We start from the raw sequence: 18,075 nt of genomic DNA on the forward strand, positions 1-18,075 counted from the left end.
GCGAGAGCGCGGGCCCGGCCTTCGATCGACGTTCCTCGGACGCGGGGGCGCCCGGGCGAAGTGGCCAGTCTGCCGAGGGGTTCTGGACGGAACCTCATTTCTTCCTGTGAAAGTCATCCGAAACCGAGACGAACTCAGTATTTATGGGATGCCTCATCACCGTGCCGATTCGATCCCCGACGGAGATCACGCTCGCGCCGGACCGTCGGCGCCTGAAGCGCTCAGTCGACTCCGTCGAGCTCCTCCTCGCCCGATTCGGGGCCGAGTCGGCGCGGGCCCGCACCGTCGTCACCGAGCGCATCGTCGGGATTGAGCAGGCCGCACGCCTTCATCGAGAGGCACCCGCAGCCGATGCATCCGGTGAGCTCGCGCTCGAGCCGTTCGATGCCGAGTCGACGCACCTCGAGCTGCCGCTTCCAGCGGCGCGAGGCACGCTGCCAGTCGTCGTGACTCGGCGTGGTGTCGAGCGGCACGTGCTCGAAGGCCGTCTGCACGTCGCCGAGCGGGATCCCGAGGCGCTTGGCGACGACGATGAGCGAGACTCGGCGCAGCATGTGCCGGGCATACCTGCGCTGGTTGCCGCCGGTACGGTGCGATGCGATGAGGCCGAGCTCCTCGTAGAACCGCAGCGCCGACGGGGCGACGCCCGTTCGGCGGCTCATCTCCCCGACGGTGAGCAGCTCATCGGGCGCGTGCTTCGCCATGGGATTCTCCTCCGATTGGACTTCAAGGGTACTTGAAGTTTTAGGCTTGACCCATGCGTTCCATCTGCGGGGTGATCGCGTGACCTACGTGATCGCCCTTCCCTGCGTCGACGTCAAGGACAAGGCGTGCATCGACGAGTGCCCCGTCGACTGCATCTACGAGGGCGAACGATCCCTCTACATCCACCCCGACGAGTGCGTCGACTGCGGCGCCTGCGAGCCCGTCTGCCCGGTCGAGGCGATCTACTACGAAGACGACCTGCCCGACGAGTGGTCCGACTACTACAAGGCCAACGTCGAGTTCTTCGAGATCGCCCCCGACGGCGCCTCCGCGCTCGGATCGCCGGGCGGCGCCGCCAAGACCGGCGTCCTGCCGTACGACCACCCGGTCGTCGCCGCGCTGGCGCCGCAGGGCGGCCACGAGTGAACGCGGCGCGCCACACCGCCCTCACCGACGAACCGACGCCCTCCGAGGTCACTGCCGAGGCCTTCAAGGCGGCGTTCCGCGTGCACCCCGCCGGCGTCGCGCTCGTCTCGGCGGCGACCGCGACCGGCCCGGTCGGACTCACCGCGTCGAGCGTCGCCTCCGTGGCCGCCGATCCGCCCGTGCTGTCGTTCTCGGTGACCCGGGCGACCGGTTCGGCGGGAGCACTGCTCGGCGCCGACTCCTTCGTCGTGCACCTGCTCGCCGACCACCAGGTCGACCTCGCGCGGGCCTTCGCCAGATCGGGGGCGCCCCGATTCACGCCGGAGCAGGGTTGGAGCCGGCTCCCGACCGGCGAGCCCGTCCTGCCCGAGGCGCGAGCGGCGCTGCGCTGCCGAGCGCTGCAGCTCGTGCCCGTGGGAAGCTCGACCCTGGTGCTCGCCGAGGTGCTCGAGGTGCACGGGGGCTCCGACGCTCCCCCGCTCGTGTACCACGATCGACGGTTCCACCGCCTCGACCACGAGGCATCCGAACTCTGAACCAGGCCGCCGGCGACCGCAGGCGGCGACACCGAAGAAGGAGACACGCAATGTCGACGTACACCCTGCCCGACCTGCCGTACGACTACGCGGCCCTCGCGCCCCACATCTCGGCGACGATCATGGAGCTGCACCACTCGAAGCACCACCAGGCCTACGTGACGGGCGCCAACACCGCCCTCGAGCAGCTCGCGGAGGCGCGCGCGAAGGGGGAGCTCGCGAACGTCAACAAGCTCGAGAAGGACCTCGCGTTCAACCTCGGCGGCCACATCAACCACAGCGTGTTCTGGCAGAACATGTCGCCCGACGGCGGCGGCTCCCCCGAGGGCGAACTGTCGGCGGCGATCGACGACGCGTTCGGCTCGTTCGACGCGTTCCGCGCGCACTTCACGGCGACGGCGCTCGGCGTGCAGGGCTCGGGCTGGTCGGTGCTCGCCTGGGACTCGGTCGGCGCGCGCCCCGTCGTGTTCCAGCTCTTCGACCAGCAGGGCAACGCCCCGCTCGGCGTCACCCCGCTGCTGCAGCTCGACGTGTGGGAGCACGCCTATTACCTCGACTACAAGAACGTCCGCGCCGACTACGTGAAGGCCTTCTGGGAGATCGTGAACTGGGCCGACGTCGCGGCCCGCTTCGACCGCGCCCGCTCGGCGACGAGCGGCCTGATCGTGCCGGGTGCCGCCTGAGCACGCCCGCACCGCGTCCGCCGAGGCGCCGGCGACGCCGGCGCCTCTCGGCGGCGCTGCTCGCCGTGCAGCTGCGCCGGTGGGGGCTCGTCGGCATCATCGTGCTCGTCGCGATCGGCACCCTGATCGCCGCACTGCAGGGCCGCTGACGCCCGACCTCGGTGACCGTCGCGGCCGACCGCGGCTCAGGCCGGCCGTGGCGGCCCGAGCCGCGGCGCGCGGTCGCGGGTGTCGCCGCCGCCGACCCGGTTGCTGCGCTCGGTGAGCGAGACGAGCGCGAGGTGGCGGTCTGCCGTCCAGCAGATGAGGCGGCCCTTCTGGTCCTTGTTGCGTCCGAGCACCCCGGCATCGGCGAGTTCCGCCAGGGCGCGCTGGGCGGCGGCCTTCGAGACGCCGTGACGGGTCGCGACGTGGTCGATCGTCTGCACCGGCTCGGCGGCGAGATCGCCGAGCACCTTCAGCACGACCGCGTCGCTGCGCGGGACGGCCGGCGAGGCGCCGCGCGCTCGGCGGCTCTCGACGAGCTGCCGGGTCAGTTCCTCGTCGAGGCGGTCGAGCTCGTCGGCGAGGCGGACGGCGTTTCCGGCGGCGAGCTCGGCCGCGTGTGCGAAGCCGATGATCCAGTCGTCGAGCGCGGGCGGGTCGGCGCGGAAGGCGGTGAGCCCCGCGAGATAGGCGTTCGTGTCGCCGGCGAACACGGTGCTGATCGGCACGAGCACGTTGCGCACCGCGTCGGCCCGCCGCAGCACCGTGTGGATGATGGCGCGACCGGTGCGGCCGTTGCCGTCGATGAACGGGTGGATCGTCTCGAACTGCGCGTGGGCGATCGCCGCACGCACGACCGGGTTCCCGTCGGTCGCCGTGACGAACCGGGCGAGATCGTCGACGAGGCGGGGCACCTCGGACTCGGGCGGCGGCACGAAGTCGGCGCGGAGCGGGCTCCACCCTGTGCCGCCCACCCAGTTCTGCTCGGTGCGAAGGCCGGGCGCGAGCGTCGGCTCGATCAGGTGCTGCAGCCGTTCGAGGTCGGCGGCGGTGACGGCCCGCTCGCGATCGGCGAGCTCGTCGATCGCGCGCTCGGTCGCGCGCACGTTCGCCACGACGTCGAGCGCGACCTTCGGCCCTGCCTCGAGCAGCTCGGCGATCGCGAGCCGCTTCGGCGTGATGCGGTTGCCCTCGATCCACGACGACGAGATGCTCTCGGAACGGATGAGCAGGTGGTTGAGGTACCTGCCCCGCGCGCCGATCCGTTCGTCGGCGCGCGCGAGCACGGCGAGCGCGTCTTCGGCGGCCCGGCGGGCGGCGCCGCCCGGCTCGGGCAGGCCCTCACCGAGCTCGTCGGGCACGTAGGCGAGGAATCGGCCCGGCTCGCGGTCCCGCCGGCTGAGGTGCCCGGCGTCGCTCGGGTGCCAGGTGCGTTCGACGAATCGGCTCATGGCGCCCTCCATCCGTCGACGATCGATCAGTATTTCAACTTTAGGTCATCTAAAGTTGAAATACTACGTCGGATGCCTCGGCTGTCCGCCGACCCAGCCGGATCGTCCGCGGCATCCGCACCGCCGGAACCACGCCGCCTAGGCGTCGGCCGCCGCGAGCTGCCCGCAGGCGCCGTCGATCTCCTTGCCGCGGGTGTCGCGGATGGTCGTCGGGATGCCGGCCGCCTCGAGCCGGCGCACGAACTCCTGCTGCACGTCCGTGTCGGAGGCCGTCCAGATGGAGCCCGGCGTCGGGTTCAGCGGAATCGGGTTGACGTGCACCCAGCCGCGACCGCGCTCGTTGAGCTTCTCCGCGAGCAGATCGGCGCGCCAGCCGTGGTCGTTCATGTCCTTGATGAGGGCGTACTCGATCGAGACGCGACGACCGGTCTTGTCGAAGTAGGCACGGGCGGCGTCGAGCGCCTCGTCGACCTTCCAGCGCGAGTTCACGGGGATGAGCTCGTCGCGCAACTGGTCGTCGGGGGCGTGCAGGCTGAGCGCGAACGTCACGGGGAGGTCTTCGTCGGCGAGCTTCCTGATGGCCGGCACGAGACCGACGGTCGAGACCGTCACGCCTCGTGCCGACATGCCGAGCCCCTCGGGCGCGGGCGCGAGCATCGTGCGCACCGCCGACATGAGCCGGGCGTAGTTCGCGAGCGGCTCCCCCATGCCCATGAACACGATGTTCGAGACGCGATCGGGCGTGTGGTCGCCCTTCTTGCGACCGCCGAGCTCTCCGCGTGCGAGGGCGGCGTTCGCCAGCACGACCTGCTCGACGATCTCGGCCGCCGACATGTTGCGCGTCAGGCCGGCCTGCCCGGTCGCGCAGAACGGGCAGTTCATGCCGCAACCGGCCTGGCTCGAGACGCACAGCGTGATTCGGCCCGGGTAGCGCATGAGCACGGACTCCACGAGGGCGCCGTCGTGCAGCTTCCACAGGAACTTGATCGTGTCGCCGTTGTCGGTCGTGAACCGGCGGACCTCGGTGAGGAGCTTCGGCAGCACCGTCGTGACGAGCTCGTCGCGCGAGGCCGCGGGCAGGTCGCTCATCTCGGCCGGGTCGTTCGTGTGGTGCACGAAGTAGTGCGTGGCGAGCTGCGCGGCGCGATAGCCCGGGAAGCCGAGCTCGGCGACGTGCGCCTTGCGGTCGGCCGGCGCGATGTCGGCGAGGTGCACGGGCGGCTTGCCGCGCTTGGGCGAGGCGAACTGCAGCATCGGCCGCCCGTCGGGGCCCTTCTTCTGCTCCCAGCCTTCGGTGGCCGGGCGCACCTGGCGAGGTTTCGTGGGGCGCACCGCAGCGGCGGCGGTCTGGTCGGTCGAGTTCGTCACCTCTCAAGGGTACGCGGCCCGGTCGGGCGAACGCTGGATGCCTCGTGGGATGCGCCGTCGGTATCGCCTCCCGATCATCGTCCCGCGCGTCAGGCGAGGTGCCCCGTGTCGTTGAAGGAGAGCACGCGAGGCTCGCGGTCGGACTGCCACTGCAGCACGGTCAGCGAGGCGTTCGAGACGGGGAGGCTGATCCATCGCCAGGCCGGGGCATCGAGCACGGACCGCACGAACCAGCCCACGACGAAGGCGTGGGTGATCGCGACCACGGTGCGATCCTGGTCGCCGATCGCGCTCAATGACCGGACGGCGGCGTCGAGACGACGCCCGTCGGGGTCGTGCTCGTCGGCGGGCACGTCGCGCAGGAGACGGTGGTGCCGCTCGGGCACCGCCGAGAGGTCCTCGGGAACGGCGGTGCGATCCTCGACGTCGTCGCTCGCTCGGCTCGCCCAGCCGGCGTGCGCCGTCGCGACGATCGCGGCCGTGGCGGCGGCACGACGGCGCGAGCTGTGGAGCAGGACGTCGTCGTGGACATCGACTCGCATCCCCGAGAGCCGACGGGCGAGTGCGGCGGCCTGAAGCTCGCCGCGGGGCGACAGGCCCGGATCCGCACGCTCGTCATCGGCGGCGGCCTCGGCGTGGCGGATCAGGTACAGGGTCGTCGTCGGCATGCCCCCACGATTCCACACCGCCGCGGTGGGGACTCCGGCCGCTCCGGTCTCGACACGACGAGGACTCGCGCAGGGTCGGCGGTGTCAGTCCGCCTCGCGGCGCGCGAGCGCGACCTTGCAGCGATGATCGGTGACGAACGGCTGGAGACCCTTGAGGGCGAGCGGACCACCGGTCTGGCGGAGCACGTCGCCGACGAGGCGAGCGTGCACCGAGCAGACGAGCGCCATGTCGTCGTCGATGAGATCGTGGTAGCGGCACGGCGCGAGTTCGAAGGAGAGCTCGGCCTCGTCGACCGCGGGCTCGAGCCCCGCGTCGTCGAGGTGCTCGTAGAGCACGTCGAGTTGCATGCGGGCGTCCTCGTCGAGGTCGCCGTCGATCACGCCCGTCGTGGCGCGCAGGAGGGCACCTCGCCGCCGCGCCCCCGCGATGCGCTCCCCCGCGACCGCGCTCGTCGCGGCATCCTGCACCGGATGGAAGCCGATCGGCGGTCGCCCGCGCGACTGCGTCGGCACGGCCACGCCGCGGATGAGGCCCTCGCGCTCGAGGACCTGCAGGTGATCGCGCACCGTGTTCGTCGCGATCCCGCTCTCCTCGGCGAGTTCGCTCGCACGGCGGCCGGGTTCGCGCTGGATGGCTCGGAGCAGGCGGATGCGGCTCGGCTGCGTGAGACCGCGGAAGTCTCCGACTCGACGTGGCACCCAGCAATTCTACGTCCTGTCGAATTAAACCGGTGGAACGGCGAGCGCACGCCGCGGCACGGTTCGAGACTCGGAGGGACGCGTTCTGTCGAATCTGGAAGGTACGTCATGCAGCTCTCTGCCGAGTCCGAAGCCATCGTCCGCGCGACCGCCGGCGTGGTCGCCGAGCACGCCGAGGAGATCACCAGGGTGTTCTACCCGGCCATGTTCGCCGCGCACCCCGAACTCCTGCGCGTCTTCAATCGCGCGAACCAGGCGATCGGCGAGCAGCCCAAGGCGCTCGCCGCCTCGGTCGTCGCGTTCGCCGTTCAGCTCATCGATCCCGACGCTCCCGATTTCACCCCGGTGATGCGGCGCATCGCGCACAAGCACGTCTCGCTGGGCATCACGGCCCGTCAGTACACGATCGTGGGCAAGCACCTGCTCGATGCGGTCGGTGCCGTGCTCGGCGACGCGGTCACCCCCGATGTGCGCGCGGCATGGGACGAGGTGTACTGGCTGTTCGGCTGCTCACTGATCGCGGAGGAGGCGAAGCTGTACGCGCTCGGGGGAACCGACCCCGAACACCCGTGGCGGAGCTACCGAGTGGTCGAGCGCTTCGAGGAGTCCGACGGGGTCTTCTCGCTCGTACTGGCACCCGTCGAGGGCGTCGTGCCCGGTCATCGCACCGGGCAGTACGTCGCGATCGCCGTCGACCTGCCCGACGGCTCGCGACAGCCGCGGCAGTACACGATCTCGTCCGGCCCTCGCGGGGACTCGCTGCGGGTCACCATCAAGCGCGTGCTCGGGGTCGACGGCGCGCCCGACGGACAGGTCTCGGGCTGGCTGCACGAGCACGCACGACCCGGCACGATCCTCGATGTCTCGCAGCCGGCGGGCGACGTGGTGCTCGACGACTCGGACGCCCCGCTCGTGCTCGTCTCGGCGGGCATCGGCATCACGCCGATCGCGGCGATCCTCGAGGACCTGTCGCGCACGCAGCCGCACCGCACGGTGCGCCTGTTCCACGCCGATCGCGCGCACGACACGCATGCGCTGTATCCGTCCCTCCGCCGACAGGTGCTCGCCATGGACGACGCCCGCGCTCAGAACTGGTACGAGCGCGACGCCGCCGACGCCCCGACGCTGCACCCGGCCCTGCCGGGCCTGATGGACCTCGGCGACGTCGAGCTGCCCGACGGGTCGACCGTGTTCATGTGCGGGCCGCTTCCGTTCATGCGCGCGATGCGCGAGACGCTCATGGCCCGCGGCATCCCGAGCGAGCAGATCCAGTACGAGGTGTTCGGCCCCGACCTGTGGGCGCAGAACCCGGCCGCCGTCCCGGCCTGATCCCGCACCGGGCGGCCTCGCACGAACGGGCCGCCCGGTGCAGACTGGGTGCATGGCCGTCGTCATCGCCGTACTCGGCGACATCACGGAACAGCACGTCGACGCGATCGTCAACGCGGCGAACAACGCGATGCGCGGTGGCGGCGGCGTCGACGGCGCGATCCACCGCGCCGGCGGCCCGGCGATCCTCGACGACTGCATCGCACGTTTCCCGTACGGCCTTGCGACCGGCGACGCGGGGTGGACGACCGCCGGGGTGCTCCCGGCGACCTGGGTCGTGCACACCGTCGGCCCCGACCACCGCTCCGGCGAGCGCGATCGTTCGCTCCTCGAGTCGTGCTACCGGCGCTCGCTCTCCGTCGCCGACGAGCTCGGCGTCCGCTCGATCGCGTTCCCGCTGGTCAGCGCCGGCGTCTACGGCTGGCCGCTCGACGATGCGATCGCGGTCGCGGTCGAGACGATCGAGGCGGCGGAGACCCGCGTCGACGAGGCGCGGCTCGTCACCCGCGATCCCGGGACGTTCGAACGGATCCGTGCGGCCCTCGCCGAACGCGGTTGACGGTCAGCCGCTCGTGAGGACGACGAGCTGCCTGGTCGTCCTCGTCATCGCGACGTAGCGGTCGACCGCGCCCTCGACGCCGTCACCGTCGCCGAAGCGATCGGGGTCGACGAGGACGACGAGGTCGAACTCGAGTCCCTTCGAAAGCTCGGGCGTGAGTGAGCGCACACGCGAAGTTCCGACGAAATCGGGCGCCCCGATCACGCACGCCGTGCCCTCGGGCTGCCCGGCGAGCCCGCGTTCGAGCACCGCGCCGAGTTCGCCGATCGAGCCGTACGCGACCGGCACGCCGCTGCGCCGGATCGACGTCGGCACGTTCGCATCCGGCAATGCGGCTCGGATGACCGGCTCCGCGACCGCCATCACCTCCTCCGGCGTGCGGTAGTTGATGCCGAGCGAGGCGAGCCGCGTGTTCGTGAGACCGAGGCGGGCGAGCCGATCGCTCCAGGTCTCGGTGAACCCGTGCCGGGCCTGCGCCCTGTCACCCACGATCGTGAGGCTGCGCGACGGACAACGGGCGAGCACCATCTGCCATTCGGCGTCGGTGAGCTCCTGCGCCTCGTCGACGACGATGTGCGCGAACGGCCCCGCGAGCAGTTCGGGATCGGTGCGCGGCCGGCTGTCGACATCGTCGGCGAGCGTGTTCGCGACGTCCTGGCCGCGCAGCATCGACATGATCAGCATCTCGGAGTCGTCGGCCGCGATGAGCTCGTCGCGCACCCGTTCGCGCTGCTCGAGCTCGGCGGCCGCCGCGAGCCGCTGCCTTCTCCGGCGACGGGTCGCCTCGGGATCGCCGATGCGACGGCGGGCAGCATCGAGCAGCGGCAGGTCGGCCGTGGTCCATGCCCGAGGCTCGTCACGCTGCAGGCGCGCCACCTGCGTCGGCGTGAGCCACGGTGCGCAGCGCTCGAGATAGGCGGGCACCGCCCAGAGGTCGGCGACGACGCCGGCCGGGTCGAGCAGCGGCCAGGCGCGGTTGAACACGCGCACGAGCTCCTCGTCCTGCTCGACCGCCCGCCGGACGAGGGCCGCCGGCACCTCGTCGTCGCCGACCTGGTCGACGAGGATCTCGACGAGCGCCTCCCACACCTCGGCCCGGCCGTCGTTGTGCGGCGTGCCGGCCTCGGGAGCGTGGAACGCCTCCGACCAGTCGGCGGCGGTCAGGATCGGTTCCGCCCACGGGGTCTCGACGACGAGCTCGTCGGCGGGCGGTCGCTCGTAGGCCCTGACGGCCGACTCGATCGCACCGACGAGTTCAGCCGTCGCCTTCAGGCGCGCCGTCTCGGGGTCGCGCTCGGGTACCGCGCCCGCGCCCTCGTCGACGAGGTCCCGCAGCGTCGCCATCTGCACGCCCTCCTCGCCGAGGCTCGGCAGCACATCGTCGACGTACGACATGTATGCGTGACTCGGGCCGACGAACAGCACCCCGCCGCGCCGGGCGTCGAGCCGCGGGTCGGAGTAGAGCAGGTAGGCGGCACGGTGCAGCGCGACGACGGTCTTGCCGGTCCCGGGCCCCCCGTCGACGACGAGCGCACCGCGCGACCCCGCGCGGATGATCGCGTCCTGGTCGGCCTGGATGGTGCCGAGGACGTCGCGCATGCGGGGCGAACGGCTCGCTCCGAGGCTCGCGATGAACGCGGACTGGTCGTCGGGCGCGAGCCCGCCCGCGTGCTCGCCGGGCGTGAACACCTCGTCCCAGTAGTCGGTGATGCGGCCTCGGGTCCAGCGGTATCGCCGTCGGCTCGAGAGCCCCATCGGGTCGCCGTGCGTCGCCCCGAAGAACGGTTCGGCGGCGGGGGCCCGCCAGTCGATGAGCAGCGGTTCGCCGTCGTCGGCGCTCAGCCCCGCTCGTCCGACGTAGACGGGCTCGCGGCCGTCTGTTCCGACCATTCGGCCGAGGCACAGGTCGAGACCGAAGCGCCGCAGCAGTCGCAGCCGGCCGCTCAGGCGATGGATCTCGAGGTCCCGATCGAGTCCGGCCTGCCCGCCCCGGGCGGGTGCGGCGCGCAGTTCGGCGAGCCGGGACTCGGCCTCTGCGACCTGCGCGTCGAGGCGCTCGGCGATGCGCGCGAAGTGCCGCACGTCGACGGCGATCGATTCGGGCGCCGCCTTGGCGGCGAGGCGGTCGGGCAGGGCGAAGACGTCGGTGGACGAGAGGGTCAAATGCGCGCTCCAGATCGGCGGAAAGCGTCCATCATGACCCCGACGGGGGCCCTTGCCGCAAGCCCCCCTCCCCCGGATAGACTGGACGTGGCGGGACGGGGTCCCGCCATTCGCATGCCGGCGAGGCCCGGGCCTGCGGCCCTCGGCGAGTATCGCACCGACGCCACCCGCTCCCGATGCATCCGCCGCGCACCCATGCCGACATCGGCGCACATCGCCGAGGCCGCCGAGACCTGCGCCCGCGATTCACGCAGTTCACGTGATGCCGCACGGCGAGCGCGCGCCCTTTGATGGACTCGCACCCCTCGACGAGGCGGTGCGACCGACGAAGGGAGCCGGCACGTGTCGGAACAGACCACTGAGGACCTCGACCTCACCGAGGAAGAACTGGGGCCGATCGACTACATCGTCGTCGAGTTCCCGGCGGGGGCGACCCGATTGACGGGCGAGGCCGCCGCCGAGCTCGCAGCGCTCGTCGCGTCCGAGACGATCCGGGTGCTCGACCTCGTCGTCGTGCACAAGCGCGAGGACGGATCGATCGACGTCGACGAATTCGAGGACTTCGAGGACCTCGGCCCGCTCGGCGTCATCGAGGCGTCGCTCGCCGACGTGCTCGCCGAGGCCGACCTCATCGACATCTCGGCGGCGATGGAGCCCGGCAGCGCCGCGGCCGTGCTCGTCTGGGAGAACACGTGGGCCGCCCCGTTCGCGGTGGCCCTGCGCAAGACTGGCGGCCAGCTCATCGCGTCGGGCCGCATCCCCACGCAGGCGCTGATCGCCTCGATGGCGAAAGAAGGAGAGTAGAAGATGCCCATCGGAATCGGACGCGTCGGACGCGTCGGCATGATCGGTCGCCCCGTCGCGCGCACCGCGGCGGTGGTCGGCACGGCGAAGGTCGTCTCGAACGGCATCGACCGGCGACAGGACCGACGACAGGACCGCCGCGAAGATCGGCGCGACCGCCGCTTCTGAGCGGCGCGAGACGAGCGGATGCCTCGGTGGGATGTCGATCCCGCCGAGGCATCCTCATGTCAGCGGTCGACCAGCCCTCGTCACGCGGATCTCGAGGCAGCGCCGTGCAGGTCGACGCCTCACAGCGGTCGCCGGAGACGACGAAGCCCCGGTGAGAATTCATTCTCACCGGGGCATTTGCGTCGGGCTGACAGGATTTGAACCTGCGACCCCTTGGAGGATCAGGGCGCCTGCCGATCACCTCCGGAAATCTCCGGAAACCCACGGGTTCCCTTGTGTTTACAGGGAACCGGGCGGTTCACTGGCTCCGAGTTTACCCGGTCGTTTGCGGTCCCTCACGGGTCAATTAGATGGGTAAGAGATGGGCATAATGGTAACCCGGTTCAAATCCTCTGGCCGCCGCGACCGGACCCGTGCCCACCTGACGCGTCGCCGGATCGCATCCGCGCGCGCTACGAGTTCACGCGCCAGACACCGTCTCGAATGTCCCATCCACTCCTTCTCACTTCTCGAGGCGGTTGAAAGGACGCCAGCTTCGCGAACCTTGCGGGCGCCCGCAGTGCGTTATCGTGCCGACCAGTAGAGGGCACAGCGGGGGCGTTAGGCGCGAGGTGCATGTCTGCCGCCACAGCTAGAGTGACGACGAGTAATCGTGAGGGAGATCGATGACGCAATTCGGTGACGCGTTCGACGACAAGATGAACGAGATTCTCGCCACGTCCTGGAACTCGGAGAAGGCACGAGTCGTACCGAAGACGGAAAACGTCTCACAGCGCGACGGGGCAAAGCTGATCGAGGCGACCTTCCTCTACGCGGACATGGCGGATTCGACTCTGCTCGTCAAGAGGTACAAGAAAGAGTTCGCTGCCCGCGTCGTCCGTATGTACATGCGAGCGGCCGTTGACTGTGTCCGCAACAAAGGTGGCCACATTCGCAGCTTCGACGGTGACAGGGTGATGGGTGTGTTCATCGGCGGACAACGCCGAAACGAAGCGGTCGAAGCAGCACTCAACCTTTCCTGGGTCGTCGAACGAGTCATCAACCCGAAGCTGAAGGCACATCTCGAGAGGAGTAACTCCACCCTCTGGTCAGTTGCACACCGGTCGGGTATCGATGACGGCGAGACTCTCATCGTCCGTGGAGGCGCCCGCGATAACAGCGACCTCGTGTCCATCGGCAACGCGCCGAACATCGCAGCGAAGCTCAGCGGGATCCGGGGCGAGACCGGAAGCATCACGATCACCAGCCGTGTCTATGGCGTGCTTAACGAGAAAAACAGGATGACCGACGACAAGCCCATGTGGAAAAAGAGGGACGCGACTACTGTCGGACCCCACGTCGTCACGACGTACAGCTGCGGCTGGATGCGCAAGCCGTGAGGCCCCGCCGGCCCAGCGAGGCGCCATCACAAAATCCGAATCCCATCGACACCGCGTGGCGTATCCACGCTGCCCAAACCGAATGGACCGGCAAGGTCGATGCCAAGGCGTCCTTCGCGTTCGCGCTCGAATCAGCAGCGATCGCCACCGTTGTGGCGCTGTCCGCGAAACACCGACTGTTCTCTGCCCTGCCGGGACACACGCCCTGGCTGTACTGGTCCGGGCTAATGTTACTCGTCGTCGGCGCCGGGCTCGCCGTGATGGTCGTCGCCCCTCGCCTTCGAGGTCGCAAGACTAAGTCCGAGTCCGCGACGAACTTCATCTACTTCGGCCACGCCCGCAATTGGAAGGCCATCGATCTTGAAGCGTCTCTCCGGACAACAGACATGCTGCCTCAGCTGTCACGACAGATCACTGCGATGGCCAAGATCTCCTGGAAGAAGCACGTCCGAGTGCAATGGTCGCTGTGGTCGGCGACCCTCGGTGGCCTTCTCCTCGTGGCTTGTGGGTTGATCGCATCGTTCTGGCCCACGAACTGAATCTCGCAGACGGCCACCTCGGCTGGTCCAGACCCCAGTCCCAAACCACATAACCGTCGTACCGAAGGGATTTGAAGACAGTGACTAGCTTCGAGAGCGAGCTCACCGACTTCGCGGACAAGACATACCGCACAGGCTGGACGGTCCGGCAAGGCCGCAAGGTCCCCGACGTTGACGACCTCACCGCCGGAAACGATGCCGTCACCTTCGAGGGAGTTGTGCTGTATGCCGACCTGACGGAATCGACGGCGCTGGTGCGGGGCTACAACAACTGGTTCGCCGCCGACGTGTACAAGACATACCTCTATTGCGCGGGAAGAATCATCACGAACTGCGGCGGTTCGATTACGGCCTACGACGGCGACAGGGTGATGGGGGTATTCATCGGCGAAACCAAGGCCGATGACGCAGCATTCGCCGGGCTGAAGATCAACTATGCCGTCCACCGCATCCTCAACCCCGCCCTTGTGCGCCAATTTGGAGACAGCCTCAACGGTTTCGTGCTCAAGCAAAAGGTCGGGATCGACATCTCCGAGCTGTTCGTCGCGAAAACAGGCGTACGAGCATCCAACGACCTGGTCTGGGTAGGAAACGCCGCGAACAACGCGGCCAAGATGGCTGCACTCAATCTCGGCTATTCGACCTACATCAGCCAGGCCGTCTATGACGCACTTTCGGAACCAGTTCGGTACAACGGGGAACCGCGACAGCACATGTGGTCGAGGGCGATGACCGGTGCAGTGCCCGGGACGATGTACGGGTCGAACTGGTGGTGGGGCGTTTAAGCTGCCCTCGCATCGTCTTATCCCAATAGCCGGTCCCCCACCAGCTTCTCGCGTTCGAGATAAGTTTCAAGGGACAAACGGCCACCCGAGATTTTCGTATGACGCGCCAGCGAGGATGTCTGGGTGACGGTGCCCCAAACGCTTCAGCCTTGAGCGAGCTTTGTGAAAATCGCATAGCAGCGCGCCGCGCGGCGGGAGTGACACGCGCGCGCGGTAGCTCTCCTCATCGCGGGCCCTTGCGCTTGGCGCCTCGAGAGATCAGCTGGATGCGATCGTCCTCAACGCCCTCGGCGCCGCGGTTCGCGCGCAGAAATCAGGATGGCGTGATTCAACTCGTTGATCGCGCGCACGGCGGGCGTCCACCTGCCGTCCAACTGTAGGGTGCCCGATCGAACCAAGCCACGCAGAGCGGAGAGGACATTCGTCACCGCCCGAGGCGATCCGTAAACCCGCCGGACGCACTCGATGATGTCGTGGCCCTCGTCGATGGTCCGGACGGTCTCCACCGTCTCCACGACAGTGCTCTCGACAATGCGGACCTGAAAGGCCTCCGGGTTCCGAGCCCGCCTGTCGTCATACGCTGCCTTGCGGCAGCGGGGCCCGCAATAGACACGCGGTCGCCCGGTGGTCGCGGCTGGCGGCAGTGCCCCGCCGCATCGGATGCACCGGGTTCGAGGGATATGCCGGGACGTGGTTTTTTGCCGGATGCTCATGCTCCGAAGGTGCGCCGAGCCACCCCGTTTCGTCACCGACGAAACACCGGAGTCCTCGATCTGCAAGAGGCGTGGGATTGCTGGGGGCTAGGACAAAGGGAGGGCGCTCGACGCCGTCAGGTCGGAGGACGACCCGCTTGGACGCGATCTTGGTCGTTCATTGATACCCCGGGGCGGCAAACTACTTGGTGTCGGCTGTTGCGTTCGAGGCACCTTGACCGGGCATTATCGCGGGCGGGTCATCCGGGAATCTGCGGTCGACGGACGCCGCGCCCTTTACGGCTCGGTTGAGGACAACCGAGCGTTTCGGTCGGCGACCGGCTTTCGGGAAGGGGAAGGGGAAGGGCGATTGCAGCGTTCGCAAACGGGTGACGCTACTTCTGCTGGGAAAGCGTGTCACCCGATTCCTCAATACCGGGAGCTACTGCACGTCGGCGAAATCAATGCTGAGCCGGGAGTGATCTGGCAGGCCCCGCCGCCGCGCGCGCAGGGCCGAAAGCAGCGTACTGTTTCGGCTCGTATCCCCAGCCCGCGAAGCCCGACGAAGCGGCCGCGGCCGAGTTACATGCGCTACTCTCGCGGCACACGCTCAACTCAGAGGAACCTCAGCACATGACCGACTCGAACCCGTTGCCCGTCGATCACCCCATCACATCATCGGATCAAGATGTGCTTGGCCGTGCCGTTGTCGCACGGGATTTCGCGCACTCGGTACGAGAACTGGACGCGTCGCAAGGAGTCGTCGTCGGCGTATTGGGAGCGTGGGGTCACGGCAAGAGTTCCTTCGTCAATCTGATGCGAGAAGAATTCGCTGAGGCGCCGGAGCTTCCGGTCATCGAATTCAACCCGTGGGTCTTCTCGGGCAACCAGCAGCTGACTGATGTCTTCTTTCGCGAGGTCGCCGCGGAGCTACGCCTGAAGGATCAGTCGAAGTTCGGCGCCATTGCCGAGGGGCTCGACAAGTACGGGGACGTGCTCAGCCCGCTCGCAGTCATCCCGTGGTTCGGCAGTTGGTTCGACCGCGCGTTCAAGGCGACGAAGGCTGCGGCGACCTGGTGGAACGACCGGAAGAAGGGCAGCCGGACTTTCAGAGAGACAATTTCCGACGCGCTGAAGCAACTGGACCAGCCCGTCGTTGTAGTCATCGACGACATCGACCGGCTCACCACCAACGAGATCCGTGACATCTTCAAACTGGTTCGTCTGACAGCGAGCTTCCCGAATGTCATCTACGTGCTGGCGTTCGATCGACGCAGGGTCGAACATGCGCTCAACGAAGACGGGGTGCCCGGTAGGGCTTACCTTGAAAAGATTCTGCAGCTCAGCTTCGACTTGCCGATGATCCCCACCGAGGTCTTGCGCATGCAGGTGTTCGAGCGGCTGGACGTGATCCTGCAGCAGGTCGAGGGTTTGCGATTCAACGAAGCCATCTGGTCGGACGTCTACCTCGAGATCATTGATCCTCTGATCGGAAGCCTCCGCGACGTCACGAGGCTCGGGCTCTCGGCGCGACCGACACTTCGCGCGCTCGGTCAGCAGATCGAGGCGGTCGATCTGTTGGCGCTTGAAGCGATACGCGTGTTCCGACCCGAGATCTTCCAGGCACTGCACTCCGCTCGTCTCGCGTTGACCGAGACGCACAATTTGTGGGGTCGCACTCAGGACCGGGATCGAAAGGCGGAGATCGAGGCGCTGCTGAAGGTGGCAGGTGATGATGAGGGCATCGTGCGTGCGCTCATCCAGCAGCTTTTCCCAGCTGGGCGCACCTACATCGAGAACAATAACTACGGTCCTGACTGGCTCAACACATGGAAGCGTGAGCACCGGGTCGCATATATCGGCTATCTGGAGCTGTACTTTGGCCGCACGCTTCCGTCGGATCTCGCGTCCTTTCAGCAAGCCGAACTCGCCTATGCCCGGATCCGGGACGGAGACGCACTCGGTGAGTATCTGGACTCTTTGCCCAGAGAGGATCTGGAGTCAGTCATTGCCGGACTGGAGGCATACCAGCAGGAGTACCCCGAAGAGTCGGTGGTGCCAACCTCCGTAACCTTGCTCAACCGGATCGCGGACATTCCAGAGCGCCGGAACCGAGGCATGTTCGACCTCATGCGACCAGACGTGGTCGTCACCCGCGTCGTTATCCGTCTTCTGCGTCGACTCGAAGAAGAGGCCGCCAGAGAACGTGCAGTGCGCGACATTCTGGTCGGTGTGGAGTCCTACTCGTCGCAGGAACTGTTAATTCGAAGCGTTGGGCGCGTCGAAGACCCAAGCAACGCGTTGATCTCCGCGGAGTGCACCGCAAAGCTGGACGAGGACCTCATTCAGCAGGTGAAAACGACAGCGTCGCCAGTACTAGAAAAAGAGTGGGGTCTGTTTCGAGTCCTTTGGTTCGTCGCCGAGCGCGAAGGGGACGCGTACGTCCCTCCGCCACTGACCGACGCCACGGAAATTCGAGCTCTGTTTCAGTCAGCTTGGTCTGTAGCCCGCGCGCAGTCCATGGGTTCTCGGCATGTCAGAGAGGAAGATCGGCTCGCGTGGGACGGCCTAGTCAGGGTGGCCGGCGGCGAGGACAAGCTTGCGGAGGCAGTTCGTCGGCTCCGCGAATCGGATGGTGCGTCGCCCCTCGTGCTGCTCGCGGAGAAGTACGAGGCCGGTTGGCGGCCCGACGAATTCTAGGGAACGGTGCGCCACTAGGGCGTGTCTCCTAATGGGTGGGTGGCGCGCGGGATGATACTCGGGTGCCTCGCGCTGCTGAATTGACGGATGCCCAATGGGACCGAATCCGTCCGCTGTTGCCATCGCCGATTGGCAAGCGTGGTCGCCCGTTCCGGCAAGACCGCAGGGTGATCGAGGGCATCATCTGGCGGTACCGGGTCGGTTCGCCCTGGCGTGACGTTCCCGAGTCGTTCGGGCCTTGGCAAACGCTCTGGAAGCGGCACCGCCGTTATTCGGGCGACGGGACCTGGGATCACATCCTCGCTGAGCTCCACGCGGATGCCGACGCTGCCGGAGAGATCAATTGGGCAGTCAGCGTGGACTCCACGATCAACGGCGCGCACCAGCACGCGACGACTCTTCCGCGGGTCACAGGGGGACTTGTCGAATTACAAGA

At 68.0% G+C, this 18,075-nt stretch carries 18 protein-coding genes; 12 read left to right on the forward strand and 6 right to left on the reverse strand.

What is annotated here, in order from left to right:
* Positions 1-221: 221 nt before the first annotated feature.
* Positions 222-704 carry a redox-sensitive transcriptional activator SoxR gene (soxR, locus tag PX701_RS07405; protein WP_231431237.1) on the reverse strand — a complete coding sequence of 161 codons (483 nt, stop codon included), beginning with the start codon at positions 702-704 and terminating at the stop codon, positions 222-224.
* Between the two features lie 79 nt (positions 705-783).
* On the opposite strand from soxR, the gene fdxA reads away from it, so the two are divergent.
* The 3 genes from fdxA to PX701_RS07420 are packed head-to-tail and all read left to right on the forward strand — an operon-like array spanning position 784 to position 2,350.
* Positions 784-1,131 (forward strand): ferredoxin, encoded by a 348-nt coding sequence (gene fdxA, locus PX701_RS07410; RefSeq protein ID WP_231431238.1) that lies wholly within the window; start codon positions 784-786, stop codon positions 1,129-1,131.
* Positions 1,128-1,667, forward strand: a complete 540-nt coding sequence (locus tag PX701_RS07415; RefSeq protein WP_231431239.1) for a flavin reductase family protein — start codon at positions 1,128-1,130, stop codon at positions 1,665-1,667. Before fdxA ends, PX701_RS07415 begins: the two co-directional genes overlap by 4 nt.
* Before the next feature lie 50 nt (positions 1,668-1,717).
* On the forward strand, positions 1,718-2,350 hold the full coding sequence (locus PX701_RS07420) for a superoxide dismutase (protein WP_231431240.1): 633 nt from the start codon (positions 1,718-1,720) through the stop codon (positions 2,348-2,350).
* A gap of 185 nt (positions 2,351-2,535) precedes the next feature.
* On the opposite strand, the gene PX701_RS07425 is transcribed toward PX701_RS07420, so the two are convergent.
* The 4 genes from PX701_RS07425 to PX701_RS07440 all read right to left on the reverse strand — a co-directional run bounded on the left by PX701_RS07425 (position 2,536) and on the right by PX701_RS07440 (position 6,521).
* Complete coding sequence (locus PX701_RS07425; protein ID WP_231431241.1) at positions 2,536-3,786, reverse strand: Fic family protein; 1,251 nt, start codon at positions 3,784-3,786, stop codon at positions 2,536-2,538.
* Between the two features lie 138 nt (positions 3,787-3,924).
* Entirely contained in the window at positions 3,925-5,154 is a 1,230-nt protein-coding gene (gene rlmN / locus PX701_RS07430) for a dual-specificity RNA methyltransferase RlmN (RefSeq protein ID WP_231431242.1), read from the reverse strand.
* A gap of 89 nt (positions 5,155-5,243) precedes the next feature.
* Positions 5,244-5,822, reverse strand: a complete 579-nt coding sequence (locus PX701_RS07435; protein ID WP_275505903.1) for a histidine phosphatase family protein — start codon at positions 5,820-5,822, stop codon at positions 5,244-5,246.
* A gap of 84 nt (positions 5,823-5,906) precedes the next feature.
* Positions 5,907-6,521, reverse strand: coding sequence for a winged helix-turn-helix transcriptional regulator (locus PX701_RS07440; protein WP_275505904.1), 615 nt, complete (start codon positions 6,519-6,521; stop codon positions 5,907-5,909).
* A 108-nt stretch (positions 6,522-6,629) separates the two neighbouring features.
* On the opposite strand from PX701_RS07440, the gene PX701_RS07445 reads away from it, so the two are divergent.
* Together PX701_RS07445 and PX701_RS07450 are read left to right on the forward strand one after the other, a co-directional pair.
* The gene (locus tag PX701_RS07445) at positions 6,630-7,850 is read left to right on the forward strand and encodes a globin domain-containing protein (protein ID WP_275505905.1); all 1,221 of its coding nucleotides are present in this window, start codon (positions 6,630-6,632) and stop codon (positions 7,848-7,850) included.
* Between the two features lie 52 nt (positions 7,851-7,902).
* On the forward strand, positions 7,903-8,409 hold the full coding sequence (locus PX701_RS07450; protein ID WP_275505906.1) for an O-acetyl-ADP-ribose deacetylase: 507 nt from the start codon (positions 7,903-7,905) through the stop codon (positions 8,407-8,409).
* Positions 8,410-8,412: 3 nt separating this feature from the next.
* Here PX701_RS07450 and helR read toward each other — a convergent pair whose 3' ends face one another.
* On the reverse strand, positions 8,413-10,572 hold the full coding sequence (gene helR, locus PX701_RS07455; protein ID WP_275505907.1) for an RNA polymerase recycling motor ATPase HelR: 2,160 nt from the start codon (positions 10,570-10,572) through the stop codon (positions 8,413-8,415).
* A gap of 342 nt (positions 10,573-10,914) precedes the next feature.
* Between helR and PX701_RS07460 the strand changes: the two genes are divergently transcribed.
* The 7 genes from PX701_RS07460 to PX701_RS07490 all read left to right on the forward strand — a co-directional run.
* Positions 10,915-11,376 carry a DUF6325 family protein gene (locus PX701_RS07460; protein WP_231431248.1) on the forward strand — a complete coding sequence of 154 codons (462 nt, stop codon included), beginning with the start codon at positions 10,915-10,917 and terminating at the stop codon, positions 11,374-11,376.
* Between the two features lie 3 nt (positions 11,377-11,379).
* A complete protein-coding gene (locus tag PX701_RS07465) occupies positions 11,380-11,544 on the forward strand; it encodes a hypothetical protein (protein WP_231431249.1) in 165 nt (54 codons plus the stop codon).
* 665 nt (positions 11,545-12,209) lie between these two features.
* On the forward strand, positions 12,210-12,923 hold the full coding sequence (locus PX701_RS07470; RefSeq protein ID WP_275505908.1) for an adenylate/guanylate cyclase domain-containing protein: 714 nt from the start codon (positions 12,210-12,212) through the stop codon (positions 12,921-12,923).
* Entirely contained in the window at positions 12,920-13,462 is a 543-nt protein-coding gene (locus PX701_RS07475; protein ID WP_275505909.1) for a Pycsar system effector family protein, read from the forward strand. Before PX701_RS07470 ends, PX701_RS07475 begins: the two co-directional genes overlap by 4 nt.
* A gap of 80 nt (positions 13,463-13,542) precedes the next feature.
* On the forward strand, positions 13,543-14,247 hold the full coding sequence (locus PX701_RS07480) for a hypothetical protein (protein ID WP_275505910.1): 705 nt from the start codon (positions 13,543-13,545) through the stop codon (positions 14,245-14,247).
* 1,325 nt (positions 14,248-15,572) lie between these two features.
* Positions 15,573-17,639, forward strand: coding sequence for a KAP family P-loop NTPase fold protein (locus PX701_RS07485; RefSeq protein ID WP_275505911.1), 2,067 nt, complete (start codon positions 15,573-15,575; stop codon positions 17,637-17,639).
* Positions 17,640-17,701: 62 nt separating this feature from the next.
* Positions 17,702-18,075 (forward strand): IS5 family transposase (locus PX701_RS07490; protein ID WP_275505912.1); only part of this gene is annotated, 374 nt, incomplete at its 3' end.

The sequence above is a fragment of the Agromyces chromiiresistens genome (genome assembly GCF_029167465.1).
Lineage (GTDB): Bacteria > Actinomycetota > Actinomycetes > Actinomycetales > Microbacteriaceae > Agromyces > Agromyces chromiiresistens.